Source organism: Oceanobacter kriegii DSM 6294 (genome assembly GCF_000422845.1).
Lineage (GTDB): Bacteria > Pseudomonadota > Gammaproteobacteria > Pseudomonadales > Oceanobacteraceae > Oceanobacter > Oceanobacter kriegii.
Map to the genome: position 1 here is coordinate 154,070 of NZ_KE383933.1, position 13,190 is coordinate 167,259.

13 protein-coding genes are annotated in these 13,190 nt (G+C 55.4%); 4 read left to right on the forward strand and 9 right to left on the reverse strand.

From position 1 onward, the window contains the following. Nucleotides 1-3 precede the first annotated feature (3 nt). From G516_RS0118530 to G516_RS0118540, 3 genes are all read left to right on the forward strand, one after another. On the forward strand, nt 4-513 hold the full coding sequence (locus tag G516_RS0118530) for an LPS-assembly lipoprotein LptE (protein WP_084645225.1): 510 nt from the start codon (nt 4-6) through the stop codon (nt 511-513). Nucleotide 514: 1 nt separating this feature from the next. After that, entirely contained in the window at nt 515-1,549 is a 1,035-nt protein-coding gene (gene holA / locus G516_RS0118535) for a DNA polymerase III subunit delta (RefSeq protein ID WP_028294914.1), read from the forward strand. A gap of 217 nt (nt 1,550-1,766) precedes the next feature. Continuing rightward, a complete protein-coding gene (locus G516_RS0118540; RefSeq protein ID WP_028294915.1) occupies nt 1,767-2,363 on the forward strand; it encodes a hypothetical protein in 597 nt (198 codons plus the stop codon). Between the two features lie 105 nt (nt 2,364-2,468). Here G516_RS0118540 and G516_RS24170 read toward each other — a convergent pair whose 3' ends face one another. The 6 genes from G516_RS24170 to mpl all read right to left on the reverse strand — a co-directional run bounded on the left by G516_RS24170 (nt 2,469) and on the right by mpl (nt 6,505). Further along, complete coding sequence (locus tag G516_RS24170; RefSeq protein ID WP_051219609.1) at nt 2,469-3,293, reverse strand: sugar nucleotide-binding protein; 825 nt, start codon at nt 3,291-3,293, stop codon at nt 2,469-2,471. A gap of 21 nt (nt 3,294-3,314) precedes the next feature. Next, nucleotides 3,315-3,692 carry a hypothetical protein gene (locus G516_RS0118550; protein WP_028294916.1) on the reverse strand — a complete coding sequence of 126 codons (378 nt, stop codon included), beginning with the start codon at nt 3,690-3,692 and terminating at the stop codon, nt 3,315-3,317. 70 nt (nt 3,693-3,762) lie between these two features. After that, nucleotides 3,763-3,906: a hypothetical protein gene (locus G516_RS25130; RefSeq protein WP_245582698.1), complete on the reverse strand. Its 144-nt coding sequence runs from the start codon at nt 3,904-3,906 to the stop codon at nt 3,763-3,765. A 211-nt stretch (nt 3,907-4,117) separates the two neighbouring features. Then, nucleotides 4,118-4,483: a hypothetical protein gene (locus tag G516_RS0118560; protein ID WP_028294918.1), complete on the reverse strand. Its 366-nt coding sequence runs from the start codon at nt 4,481-4,483 to the stop codon at nt 4,118-4,120. Beyond that, nucleotides 4,476-5,129, reverse strand: coding sequence for a flavin prenyltransferase UbiX (locus G516_RS0118565; RefSeq protein WP_028294919.1), 654 nt, complete (start codon nt 5,127-5,129; stop codon nt 4,476-4,478). Before G516_RS0118565 ends, G516_RS0118560 begins: the two co-directional genes overlap by 8 nt. Continuing rightward, nucleotides 5,129-6,505, reverse strand: a complete 1,377-nt coding sequence (gene mpl / locus G516_RS0118570) for a UDP-N-acetylmuramate:L-alanyl-gamma-D-glutamyl-meso-diaminopimelate ligase (protein ID WP_028294920.1) — start codon at nt 6,503-6,505, stop codon at nt 5,129-5,131. The genes G516_RS0118565 and mpl overlap by 1 nt, the downstream gene beginning before the upstream one ends. 424 nt (nt 6,506-6,929) lie before the next feature. Here mpl and G516_RS0118575 point away from each other — a divergent pair, with 424 nt between their 5' ends. Next, nucleotides 6,930-7,898, forward strand: coding sequence for a class 1 fructose-bisphosphatase (locus G516_RS0118575; protein WP_028294921.1), 969 nt, complete (start codon nt 6,930-6,932; stop codon nt 7,896-7,898). Between the two features lie 83 nt (nt 7,899-7,981). On the opposite strand, the gene G516_RS0118580 is transcribed toward G516_RS0118575, so the two are convergent. From G516_RS0118580 to G516_RS0118590, 3 genes are read right to left on the reverse strand one after another with little or no spacing between them, the layout of a single operon-like run. Beyond that, a complete protein-coding gene (locus G516_RS0118580) occupies nt 7,982-9,877 on the reverse strand; it encodes a response regulator (protein WP_028294922.1) in 1,896 nt (631 codons plus the stop codon). Further along, nucleotides 9,874-10,779, reverse strand: a complete 906-nt coding sequence (locus G516_RS0118585; RefSeq protein ID WP_156879105.1) for a hypothetical protein — start codon at nt 10,777-10,779, stop codon at nt 9,874-9,876. Before G516_RS0118585 ends, G516_RS0118580 begins: the two co-directional genes overlap by 4 nt. A gap of 16 nt (nt 10,780-10,795) precedes the next feature. Beyond that, on the reverse strand, nt 10,796-12,985 hold the full coding sequence (locus tag G516_RS0118590) for a TonB-dependent receptor plug domain-containing protein (protein WP_028294924.1): 2,190 nt from the start codon (nt 12,983-12,985) through the stop codon (nt 10,796-10,798). Nucleotides 12,986-13,190 lie beyond the last annotated feature (205 nt).

Below are 13,190 nucleotides of genomic sequence, written 5' to 3' on the forward strand. Positions count from 1 at the left end.
TCCGTGAGCTTTCTGACATCACGTTTGAAAAATGCCACCGCCCTGCTGCTGACACTGTGCCTTGCCACCGTGCTCAGCAGCTGTGGCTGGCAGCTGCGGGGGCAACACCAGCCTCCGGCGGCCTACAAGGTACTGACCCTGAACAGCAGTCTTTCCGACGCCAACCAGCTGCAACTGAGCTACCGGCTCAATGAAGGCGGCTGGATCGTTAAAGACACCCCTGCCGACAGCCAGGCCTTGTTAAACCTCGACAAGCTCAACATCCGTCAGCGTACCCAAACCATCAACAGTGCCGGTGAAGTGGCCGAGTACGAACTGGTGGGCCAACTGACAGGACAACTGGTCTCCCAACATGGCGACGTGACGCCCATCAGCATCACCACCCAGGTGTGGTACGACAACGACGTGACGCGTGTTGCCGCCACCCAGTTGGAAAAAGAAGCCCGCACCCGCGAACTGGTCGACAAGCTGTTCAACCTGTTGATCCTGCGTCTGCAAAGCGTCGACAACTGATATGAAACTGCGCCTCGACCAACTCGATGGCCAGCTGGGTAAATCGCTGGCCGGTATCTATCTGGTGACTGGCGACGAGCCGCTGTTGGTGATGGAAGCCTGTGACCGGATTCGGGCCAAAGCCCGTACGGCGGGCTTTGACGAACGCCAGCTGTTTCACGCTGAAGCCGGTTTCGACTGGAACCAGCTACGCGATGAAGCCGAAGCCATGTCGTTGTTTGCCAGCCAGCGTTTGCTGGAAGTGCGGATTCCCAATGGCAAGCCCTCCGACAAGGGCGAAACCCTCAAATCCCTGGCCAAATCCAACAACCCGGACAACCTGGTGTTGGTGATGTGCCCTCGCCTCGACAGCAAAACCCAGAACACCGCCTGGTTCAAAGCCATCGAAAAAGACGGAGTGGTGGTGCAAATCTGGCCGATCGAGCGCAACCAATACCCCGGCTGGCTGAAAAACCGGCTGCAACAGGCAGGTCTGCAAGCCGATCCGGCCGCCGTCGCCATGCTGGCTCATCATACCGAAGGCAACTTGCTGGCAGCGGTTCAGGAAATCGAAAAGCTGCGCATCAGCGGCGTTCAGGTAGTCACCGAAGAAATGCTGTCCGGCATACTTGGTGACAACTCCCGCTTTGACGCTTTTGGTTACGCCGATGCCTGCATGGTCGGCAACATCAAGGACGCCAGCCGGATGCTGTCGCACCTGAAATCGGAAGGCGTGGACGCCTTGTCCATTCTCGGCGCATTAGTGCATAAACTGAGACAATTACTCGCCTTGCACGGTAAAACCGGTCAGCAGCTCAGTGAAGCGTTCAAGCAGTCCCGTATCTGGCCACGACAGCAAAATGGCTACAAATCGGCCATCTCCCGACTGACCCGACAGCAACTTCATGAAGCCATGATGATGGCCGAAAAAGTCGATGCGGCAGCCAAGGGAATGGGCGGCGACCCTTGGTTATTACTGGGCGAACTGACGGTTCTGATCACCGGGACACAACTGTATCGTTCCTCCCATTCAGGCCATTCCTTTGGCTCTTATTGAGTAATAGCTCACAATTGGATAAAAACGATTGTGACACACTGAACGGAACAGAAAGTTTATTGTCTCTGGTCTGAACCCTTACAGATTTGTAAGGATATGCGGTATCTTTGTTTGCACTCCGTTCATAATGGAGTAAAGTTCATAAGGTTAAATAGAGATAACCAGCAAGAATATCCATACTCCTGCAGGGGAACCTATCACTGGGAAGGTAATCGGGATGTACTCTGTAAAACAGCAACGTAACGCAGACCTGGTCTGGGATCTTCAGAAGATCCACCAGCACAAGCGTGCCGTTAATTTCGTCAAACAGTTCGAAAACCACTTTTGTGTTTTCTCGGCTTCCGTACGCCAGTTGTACACCAACTACAGCGTATTCTTCCCGGAAGAAGCCAACCGTCAGCTGGTGATCCTGCCAGATCCCTACGCGTTTCATGATACGTTCAGCCACCTGTCACCAGAGGCTGTTCAATCAACCGGTTTGCACGTTATTCCGGGCAACCTGATCGGTAAAAGTGGCTTGTACCTGATCATCTCTCACCGTGACAAGAACGTTCGTTCGGTGCCAATTCCTTTCCAGGAAGGTATCCGTCAGATTCTGCGCCGTTCCAACAGCGAAGATCCGTTCCTGCCGGTACTGATGAAAGGTGACTTGCGTGAGTTCAACGAACAGCTGCCATGCTTGCATCTGCATCGTTTGCGCCTGAAAGAGCTGCGTGCCATGTCATCACTGGATCGTGAGAGCATTCGCTCTGTGATCACTGACAAGCTGATGACCCTGTATCAGGAATCCGGTGCTTTGAATCTGAAAGCCTGATTCAGCACCAGACATAAAAAAACGAGCCTTGAGCTCGTTTTTTTATGTCTGCTATTTGCCGCAGTACCGATCTGCACTGAGCAGTACCGATTTGATTTGCACCGATTAATCAGCGGCCCTGAAATACCCTCGCACCAAACGGCTGAGGCCGGTACGCCAAGGCTTTTTCTTGATGCCAAAGGTGTGAAACAGCTGCTCTACCTCACTGTTGGCCGTCATCAAGGCCGGTCGAACACCCTCTTCTGCAACAATTTCCAGACGCACTTCGGTGAAGTCCTCATACTGGCTGGCTTCAGACAGCAGCGCCTCAGCAAAAGCGTACGACGTCACTGGCTCAACACCATTGAAGTGATAGGTGCCCCACAAATCGTCCGAGCAATCCGCCTGCTTCAGCATCGCCAACAGCACACTGGCAATGTCGTCTTCCGGGGTTGGGCTGAATGGCAGTTGATCGTCCAGCGACAACGACTGATCCTGGCGTAACTGCGTCAGCAAGGCGTGGGCAAAGTCGCCGCTGCTGACTGAAAACTGCTGGCCAACGCGCAGGATCAGATGCCGACGGGTCTGTCGTACCCGGGCTTCGGCAGCCAGCAAACCTTTGGCAATCGCCTGCTCGCTGAACACCTCGGTTGCTTCGCTGATACGACCGTCTTTCTCGTAGGGGTACACCGCCGTAGAGGATACAAACACCACCGCGGCGTCGTTGTCTTCAGCCAGTTCCAGCCAGTTTTCCAGCTCATTGAGGTCGGCGGCAGCAAACAGTGAAGGGGTGATAATGAAGAACGGCTGACCGCTGGATTGCAGGGTGACCCGCTCCTGGCTCTCAATCGCCAGTCCCTTGTAGAGGTAATTCTCCGCTGCCAGCGCCTTGATCAGGTGTTGGCCAATCGGACGGTCGGCACCAATTACATAGCTGTAAAACGAATTCACAGAAAAAGTCTCGTCAGGTGATCAGTGTTGCAGCGACATGCGAAGCTGTTCGTTGGCGTTGCGTAACGCATCGGCTTTGTTGGCAAACATACGAACATCATTAAGGCCAATCAGCAATACCTGTTCGTCCGCCAGTCCAACATAGCCTGCCCGGGTTTCGCGTATCAACGGAAAGTCGCCTTCAATGCGCAGTCCTTCCGGGAAAGGTTGCAGGCGAATCAGGCCGTTACCCAGAGCATCAGAGAGCTGGTCTTTCTGGCGGTACAGGGCAATGGCATCACGGCCAATCACCAGAACCGTACCATTCACCAGCTCCGCCGCAGTCACGTCGGTGCCAGATGCCAGTTGATCGTCCCAGACGGTGTTAATCAGATCGGATGATCCTGCTGCAAGAACCATAGCGGGCTTCCACAATCGAAAACGCCTAGTTTACGGCATCGCGCTGCAATATCCGATAGTGATAAGGCGATCAGAACAGCTCGATGTCGTCGTCGTTATCCGGGGCCGATTTTCGCCGTCGGTCATTTTCTTCGGCCAACACCAGGTCCTTGAGATCGGAGAGTTCGTTGTCCGTCAGTTCGGTGATGTCGATGGAGCGGAAGGTACGGCGCATGGTTCGGTAGGCTTCATAGCAATTTTTATGTGCAGGGCCCATCGACGGAACGGTGACACCACCGACGCCAAACACGGGCTGCTTACAAAAAACGCATTTGAGGGACATATGAACCACAACCGGTAAATTCACTGATGAAATCAGTTTAGGCAGCAATCCGGATGTTCTCCAGCAAGGCTGCCTTTTCTTTGCCAATTGTGAGCCACGTAGCTCAGTTTTGTGGCAGCCGATTGGTATCTGACGGGACGAAGCCAATCTCACATTCAACCGGGCGGTTCTTGCCATCCACCAGAATGCCCGCCACCGCAACGCCGTTGGTCGGTCGCAGCAACAGGTAGCCATCGACACAGAACGATTCCTTACCGGAGCTTTTCGGCGATACCTTGACGTTGTAGCCCGGGTCCAGCGACAACAGCTGGAATTCATCGATCAGTGCCTTGTCGGCTTTGGACGGGTGATTGACGAAGCCGTAATATTCCATTGCCAGCACTGCGATCACCACACCGGCAATAAAACCGATGCCCGTGGCACGCGCGGTATCCGGGCGTTCTGGCTGCTTGCTTGATTGATCACTCACCCTGCTGCTCTCCTGTTGAATCCGGTTCGCCCCATTTGGGCATTAATGATTGCGGTACACCCAGCTGGTTAAGAATGCGCGCCACCACAAAATCGATGATGTCCTGCAAGGACTGTGGCCGATTATAAAACCCCGGACTGGCCGGAATAATGACCGCGCCCATGCGTTTGAGCGATAGCATGTTATTCAGGTGAATTTCCGAATACGGACTTTCGCGCGGCACCAGAATCATCTTGCGATCTTCCTTCAGAGCCACATCGGCCGCCCGTTCGATCAGGTTGTCGCTGGCACCCACCGCAATCGCCGAGAGAGTACCGGTGCTGCACGGACAAATGACCAGCGGCCCTGGCTGGCCAGAACCGGATGCCCAGGGAGCCATCCAGTCGTCGCGGCCAAACACCCGAATCATAGTGGAGTCGGCTTCGAGCTTGAGGTACTGCTGCAGAGCCAGTAGCTGCCCTTGGGGTTTGCCCGGCAAGGTCAGATCGGTTTCGGTGGCGGTCACCAGCAAGGCCGCTTTGGAGAAAATCACATCCACCGGACGCCCTGCGGCCACCAGCACTTCAATCAGGCGCAGCGCATAGGGTGTACCTGAAGCACCGGTCACCGCCACACAAATACGTTCTGCCGGGTTGGGGGTTGTCATCACCGCTGTGCTCCTTCGTTTACCCAGTTGCCATTTACCCAATCAGCAAAGCGATGAGGCAAACCGCTAAAGCCGCCGTTCGACATAAACACCACCCGATCACCCGGGTGAACCAGCGCCTGTAACGCCTGATAGATCGTTTCAGCATCGTGGTAGCAGCGGCCAGAGTCGTCCAGCTGCGGCTCGATGGTCCAACCCAGATTCGGTGCTTCCAGCCACAGGGTTTGATCCGCCGCGGCCGCAGAGGCCACCAGCGAATCCTTGTGGACGCCCATTTTCATGGTGTTAGAGCGCGGCTCCAGCACGGCGATCAAACGCTGCCCCTCGGCCAGCCCCGCGCGCGCGCCGGCCAACGTGGTTTCAATTGCGGTCGGGTGATGGGCGAAGTCATCAAACACTTCGATCTGGCAGGCATCCCGATGCAGGGCTTCCATGCGTCGCTTCGGCAAACGGAATTGCGCCAGCGCTTCGGCCGCCGTCGAAATCGATACGCCAACATGGTGCGCCGCCAAGACCGCTGCACAGGCGTTGTTGATGTTGTGCTGTCCGGTAAGGCCCCAATTCACCGTTGCTTTGGTCTCGCTCCCCAAACACAGCTCAAAGGCACTGCCATCGGCTTGCAGCGGCTTGCCATGTAGCTGGCTGCTATCGCCAAAGGCTTCGCTGTCGGACCAGCAGCCACGCTCCAATACGCGCGTCAGTGCGGTTTCTGATTGCGGGTAAATGATCTTGCCGGATGCCGGAACCAGTCGCACCAGATGATGAAACTGGGTTTCGATGGCGGCCAGATCGGCGAAGATATCAGCGTGGTCAAATTCAAGATTGTTGAGCACCAGCGTACGCGGTTTGTAATGAACGAACTTGGAACGCTTGTCGAAGAAGGCAGTGTCGTACTCGTCCGCTTCGATCACAAAAAATGGCGTCTCGCCAAGTCGTGCCGACACATCAAAGTTACCCGGTACACCGCCAATCAGGAATCCCGGTGCCATACCGGCGTAATCGAGAATCCAGGCCAGCATGGAAGAGGTCGAGGTTTTTCCATGAGTACCGGCAACCGCGCACACCCAGCGTTCACCCAGCACATGGTCGCGCAGCCACTGCGGCCCTGAGCAATAAGGCAGATTGCGCTCCAGCACATACTCCACCGACGGGTTGCCGCGGGACATGGCATTGCCAATCACCACCAGCTCGACATCGGCAGGAATGTCAGCGGGATCAAAGCCGCTGATCAGTTCAATTCCGGCCGCACTCAGCTGGTCGCTCATTGGCGGGTAAACCCCTTGGTCACTGCCCGACACCTGATGCCCCAGAGCCTTGGCCAGCTGTGCCAGCGAGCCCATAAACGTGCCGCAAATACCAAGAAAATGTAGCTTCATATTCCGTCTCATCGCTGGGCTGTTAACGCCCCAAAGCGGATAGTTTATCGCCTATAACCTGCGAACCCTACCCCTGTCATGCAGACTGTCACGCAACAATTCCACTGAAATCCGCCCCCCAATCCGGTACTATCCGGCCCCGGGACCCTCTGAATAACTCGGTGCTGGCTTTGGATGACAGGGCGACGCTGAATCACGAAGCTGATTTGCAGGCCTGGCGGGTCAAGTCAAAAATCAGCGACACAGAGTCAGCAAGGCCCTGCCATCCCCGTAGGGCGCGCCCTGACTTGAAAAAGCCATTTCGCGATATCCGCCGCGGGATTGTAGAGAGCCAATGGCAAACTGCAGGACTCGTGCAAAGCTGTGCGGAGTTATTCAAAGGGTCCCACTTACCGAATCTGACCAAATCGAGGGCGAGCACATAATGCTTAGACTAAGGAGCTTTTTACAGCAGCACTGTAACGACATGGAGCTGGTTGATGTTATTGATCAACTGGGTGTCACCTGCAAGGACATTGCACATCAGCTGACGCTGGGTGATCTGGCGGGCATTCTGGGCAGCGCCGAACAGGAAAATGTTCAGGGCGAATGCCAGAAGAAGCTGGACGTCATCGCCAACGATTTGCTGAAAGACGCCCTCGCCGCCATGCCAAGCGTGAAAGGCATCGCCAGCGAAGAAGAACCGGACCCGGTTGCCTGCAACGACAACGGCAAGTTCCTGGTGCTGTTCGACCCGTTGGATGGCTCTTCCAACATCGACATCAACGTGTCGGTTGGCACCATTTTCTCCATTCTGAAAGCACCAGCCGACAAATCCGGTGGCGACGAGCAAGCCTACCTGCAATGCGGCCGTGAACAAGTGGCGGCCGGTTACGTGCTGTATGGCCCATCCACCATCATGATGCTGACGACCGGTAACGGCGTTTATTCGTTCACGCTGGATAGCCGTCAGGGCGAATACCTGCTGATGAAAGAGAACATCCAGGTATCTCCGGACACCAAGGAATTCGCCATCAACATGTCCAACCAGCGCTTCTGGCTGGAGAGCATGCAAAACTACGTGGCGGATCTGCTGCAAGGCGAAGAAGGCCCACTGGGCAAACGCTACAACATGCGCTGGGTTGCAGCGATGGTGGCTGAGATTCACCGCATCCTGACCCGAGGCGGTATTTTCATGTACCCATTCGACAACCGCGATCCGTCCAAGCCGGGCAAGCTGCGTCTGATGTACGAAGCCAACCCGATGAGCATGCTGATGGAACAGGCTGGCGGCAAATGCAGCACGGCGTTTGAATCCATCATGGACATTCAGCCGGAAGGCATTCACCAGCGGGTTTCCGTGGTGATGGGTTCGGCCAACGAAGTCGCTGCCGCTGAGAAATACCACGCCTGATTCAGGACGGTAAATTCAGTACAAAAAAGCCAGCATCCGGGCACTGATGCTGGCTTTTTGCGTTTCAGACGACCTGTTTTCCGTCAGGAGACGATTTCCTGCTCGCCACAGGCATTCCAGCGAGACACCATCTTTTGCATTTGCGCCAGCGACACCGGTTTGCTGATGAAGTCGTCCATCCCCACCGCCAGACAGCGCTGCCTAACTTCATCGGAACTGTTGGCGGTACAGGCAATAATCGGACAGCTGATTCCCCGTTGACGTAACGCTTCGGTGGTTTCAAAGCCATCCAGGCCCGGCATTTGGCAATCCATCAGGATCAGATCAAAGGTGTGCGCTTCGATCAACTGCAAGCAACGCTCACCACTTTCGGCAATGGTGATGTCGGCATCGGGGCAGACCCGATTCAGCATCTTCTGAGCCACCTTCAGGTTCACCTGATTGTCTTCCACCACCAGAATCCGCCCACGCTGCTCAGATGCATGGCCTGAATGCTCGGTCTCTTGTTCTCCTGCCAGTTTAAGCGGCAGATTCACCACCACGTGAGTGCCCTGACCGTGGTTGTCATTCAACTGAATGCCGCCCCCCAGTACATGGCAAATATGATGGGAAATGGTCAGCCCCAGCCCCATACCGTCGTACTGGCGGTTGAACGACGACGATACCTGGGCAAACGCCTGGGTTACCTTATGGCGTTGATCGGCAGGAATACCAATGCCGCTGTCGATGATATCCACCACCAGCCAGTGATGCTCCAACTGCGGGTACAACGAAAACTTGATCAGCACATAGCCGTCGTCAGTGAATTTAACGGCATTATCAATCAGGTGCCGCAGCGCCTGACGAATCAGGGAGGGGTCCATCAGCAGCGATTGCTGACACAGTTGCGGGTCAAATTCGACCACAAAAGAGAGCTCTTTCTCCATCGCTTTGTGGCGAAACTCTTCCATCAGCTGATCAAGCTCTTGCGGCAAACAATGCGCTTCGAACGCAATCGGCATATTGATTTTGTCGGTATCAACGACGATCAGGATGTCTTCCAGAATTTGCGACAAACCCGCCAGCGACTTCGCTGCCATGCTTCGATACTCGTCGAATTCGGACTGTGATACGTCCTGGCGAATCAGCTGCAAGGCCCCGCTAATGCCATTCAGCGGGGTTCTCACTTCGTGGCTGATCATGGACAAAAATTCACTTTTGGCTCGCAGCGCCTGTTCGGTCTTGAGCTTTTCCGAACGCAGCTGGGCGGTGTAGCGACTCTGGTTTTGGCGGGCGCTTTCCAACGACTCCGCCAAACGGTTGGCACTGAGTTGCAGCTCACCAATTTCTGCACCGTTATCAACATCAATGCTGCCGTCGGTCTTGCCATTGGCCAGCAAGCGAATAAACGACGTCAGTTTTTCCAGCGGTGGAATCATGGTGGTGGAGATTGCACCGGCGACCATCATGGATACCAGAATCACCCCAATGCCTGTCATCAGCGACTGAATCAGAATGGCGTCCTGGCGCTGAAGGTTGAACGTATCGGTAATTTCCAGCCGCACCCGACCAATGGTTTCCAGCAGCATGTCGCCTTCACCCATGTCGTTAAAGGCATCAAACGCCGGGATTTCCTGGGTGATCGGTTGCTCAACAAAGCGCATATCAGCGAGAGGGATTTCGGCATAACGGTCAATCTGGCGATAGAACACCCGCTCGTCGTCGAGGTTACGAATCTCAACCGAGGCAATCGCCGGCTGCTTCAATACACTGCCGACCACAGGCTCCAACATGGCGTAATTGCCAGAGAACAGCGGGTATTCCGCCGAGGCGGCGAGGTTTTCCAGTGCGATTTCCGTCAGCACCCGGGTTTCGCGCTGCATTTCTTCCCAGCGCTTGAACATGTGATAACTGGTAATCAGCAACGCCGCCACCAACACAGGTACGGTGCCTACCAACAGCACACGCATCCGGATCGGCCAACGGCGCACCGAAATCATGGTTGCTCCTGTTGCCGCAGGGTCTCGGCCAGCTGCTCTGCATCCGGCAGAATCAGGTTCAACGAGCGAGCAACCTGCTCGTTATAACGCACCTTGAAATACGGGTTGTATCCCGCCGCAGGCCAATCGCCCTGTTGCCCGGCCGTTACCAGCTCAGCCAACCGGCGGGCGGTGTCGCCAAGGTCACTGTAGGTCGACGCCAGCGCACCGGCCCGGATATAGGCGCTCGAAGGGCCAATCAGAGGGCGACTCTGGCGATAGGCGGTAATCAGGATGTTCTTGATATTGGCAGCGCTGTAGAGGGTCGTATCGTAAATACCGATCAGCGCCTGACTGCTTTGCAACAGGTCGACCAAAGCACGATTCAGACTGTCGTAGTCGTCGAGGTAATAGGCCTGAAGACGCTTGCTGTCCAGACTGTCTTCGCAGTCGCACAATGTCAGCAGCGACTGCTGATTGGTCGCCAGTACGCCCAACGGCTGATCATCACCGATCAGGGACTGCGCCAGTGCGATTTGACGTGAAAATGGGGGTTCCAGATAGATGGCGCTTTGCAGTGCCAGTGCAGGGACTTGCTGAGCCGGTATCAGCACCGCCAGAGTCGGGATATTGGCCGGAATACGGTCACGGGCCGTCAGTGCTTGCTGGCCGACCAGCACCACCACATCGGCTTGCTGCACACGGTCTTCAAAGCGAGGGCTGCTGGTCAACACCACCGTTGCCTGGGCGTTGGCCAGCTCGGCGGTATTGGCCGCCAGACGGGATACAGAATCGGCCTTCTTGTGGCTGACAAATGCCAGTTCAAGGGCGCAGGAGACGTTGAATACCAACAGCAACGCCAGGCTCAGCAGCGCTGTGGTCCAACTCCTCCTGTTTTCGTCACTGAAACACCTTGCATCCATGCAATCTGTCTTCCTGTTAGAAATTGATACCAGCCTGAACGTAGAACAGGTTACTGGTATTGTACCTCTGATTACTGTAGATCAGCGGGTTGCTATCAATCACATGATGCACGAAGAACCCGAGTGACGGTTGGTATTTACCAATCCGATCAAACACCTTGAAGTTCACTTCGGCACGACGATAGCTGTTGTCCTTGCTCTTGGCATACTGGTTGTAAGCGTCATACCAGAAGTAGGAACCGGTCAGGCTCCAGTTTTCTTCACGGTGACTCCAGCTTGCAACCAGGCTGTTCTGGGCACTCAGGCGGGTATCCGTCAGGTAAGAGCGGTATACATCGCCATCCGGCTCAATGGTGTCCTCGCCTTCCACATCCACATTGATGTAGGCAGCCGTTAACCACAACCAGTCTTTCGCCGTCGCTTCCCAATTGAGTTGCATCTCAACACCTTCGATGTCCATGTGGGTGTTGGCGTTCAACTCCAGCGTCTGGATATTGATCGGATCTGTGATCAAATTCTCCATATGCTCGCGGAAAATCTTCACATCCAGTTCGATGCCCGGCTCATTGAAGCGACCATAATACCCCAATTCCAGGCTGGTGATGCGTTCGTGATCAAGATCCCGTGCGCCCGGCCATTGATGCAGATAGAAGGTTCCTTCATCGGCATAGAGGTAATTGTCGTTCAACCCGGTAACGTCAATCTGGAAGTTCGGGTTCTGTTCCAGCAGGTCCGGCGAGCGGGTCGCGCGCGAATGAATCAGACGCACACTCTGCTGCGGGGTAATCAGGTAATTCAGGCCGATACGCGGTGAGAACACGCTGTCGTTGGCGTCTTCCTTCTCCCAGGTGCCACCAGCGTTCAGCAGCAGGTCGTCCAGCAGCCAGTATTCCAGATTACCGAACAAGCGATAGGTATCGTTTTTCACCGTGCCGTCAAAGTAGGTGCGGGAATACACCTGATCGCGGCGCAGGTTCAGGCCCATCACGGTCCGCAGGGACTCGGTCCAGCGGCGGGTGTCCTGAATTTCGATATCAAAACGCTCGTCACGGCTGGTGTTCTCAATGGTGCCTTCAGTGCGCTGGGTCAGTAGTGACAAGTCACCACCGGTATTGGCCAGAATCTGGCCAATGTAGCCCATGCCTGTTGTGTCCAGACCATAACCCATCAAGCGCTGCATCAGCTCACTTTGCGCGTCGGAAGCCGCCACCGTACCGGCATAGACTTCGCCAATCAGGTTTTGCAGTTCATACACAAAACCGTCCGCCAGAGTGTTGTTGTAACGGTACAAATCGAACAGCGCCGGATCGATCATCAGCGTATACGGATTCACCGTTGCCGAACTCTCCCGCACTTCGCGCTGCCAGTAGCCACGCACATAGGCGGAATGGTCGACGTCAAAGTCTTTCGACAACTTCGCCAGCACCATGCCCTGACGGGAATCCACATCCGGGGCTGAGGTATAGAGGTCGTTCTGACGAATATCGGTGTGACCGGCCTTGTAGGACGCCTGGGTCTGCAGAACCCAACCGCTGTCGAAGGTCTGGTTACGCGCCAGCGACATAAAGCCATGGCGCACGCCATCGCGGTACTGGTCACTGTGGCTGTTGCGGTCAGAACCGTCGAAGCCATCGCTGGCGGATACTTGCCCAGTCACCCGCCAGGCGGCGCCACCGGCAAGCCAGGAATGACTCAGATAGCCATCATCGACACCGTTGTTGCCATTGCGATAACGCAACTGGGTTCCCAGAGAATCGCCCGGGTGTTTGGTGATGATGTTGATCACGCCCTGGAAGGAGTTCGAGCCATAGGTTGCTGAACTGGGGCCGCGGGTCACTTCGATACGCTGAATGTCTTCCAACGCCACCGGGATGTCGTTCCAGGTCACCGAGGCAATCGCTGCCCGGTAAACCGAGCGACCATCCACCAGCACCTGCAAGCGCCGCGACACGCTGGGAGCCCCTGCGTGATACGCCACCGACGCGTTGTTTTCGTCATCGCCATGACCAATGAACATGCCAGGCACAAACCGCATCAAATCCGGCAGGGTACGGACACCCCACGCCTCGATCTGTTGTGCCTCAATAATGGTTACACTGGCTGGTACTTCTGCCCGAGGTTGACGTAATCGCGTGGCGGTCAGTACCACCGGCAATTCGTGATCCTCGAAAATTCCTTCTTCACCTAACTCGTCCGTGAGCAGCATCTCGTCCAGTTCATCAGCTATAACCTGATTTGCTCCCGCCAGACTGGCGCAAAGCAAAATTGAACTCGCCAAAAATTTCATAGGTTGTTTTGTAATTCGCTGCTCTTTTTCCCGCTGCCCTCTGTCAAGAGTGTCAACGGGTTCTACTAACGGCTTTATACTGATGTAGGCCTGACAGAACAAGTATCAGGCGGCTATAATCCGG

Coding starts and splice junctions, on each gene's coding strand:
- G516_RS0118575 (WP_028294921.1), top strand. CDS start 6,930: ATGCTTAGACTAAGGAGCTTTTTACAGCAGCACTGTAACGACATGGAG.
- G516_RS0118585 (WP_156879105.1), bottom strand. CDS start 10,779: ATGGATGCAAGGTGTTTCAGTGACGAAAACAGGAGGAGTTGGACCACA.
- mpl (WP_028294920.1), bottom strand. CDS start 6,505: ATGAAGCTACATTTTCTTGGTATTTGCGGCACGTTTATGGGCTCGCTG.
- G516_RS0118590 (WP_028294924.1), bottom strand. CDS start 12,985: ATGCTGCTCACGGACGAGTTAGGTGAAGAAGGAATTTTCGAGGATCAC.
- holA (WP_028294914.1), top strand. CDS start 515: ATGAAACTGCGCCTCGACCAACTCGATGGCCAGCTGGGTAAATCGCTG.
- G516_RS25130 (WP_245582698.1), bottom strand. CDS start 3,906: ATGCGCCGTACCTTCCGCTCCATCGACATCACCGAACTGACGGACAAC.
- G516_RS0118580 (WP_028294922.1), bottom strand. CDS start 9,877: ATGATTTCGGTGCGCCGTTGGCCGATCCGGATGCGTGTGCTGTTGGTA.
- G516_RS0118550 (WP_028294916.1), bottom strand. CDS start 3,692: ATGGTTCTTGCAGCAGGATCATCCGATCTGATTAACACCGTCTGGGAC.
- G516_RS0118540 (WP_028294915.1), top strand. CDS start 1,767: ATGTACTCTGTAAAACAGCAACGTAACGCAGACCTGGTCTGGGATCTT.
- G516_RS0118565 (WP_028294919.1), bottom strand. CDS start 5,129: ATGACAACCCCCAACCCGGCAGAACGTATTTGTGTGGCGGTGACCGGT.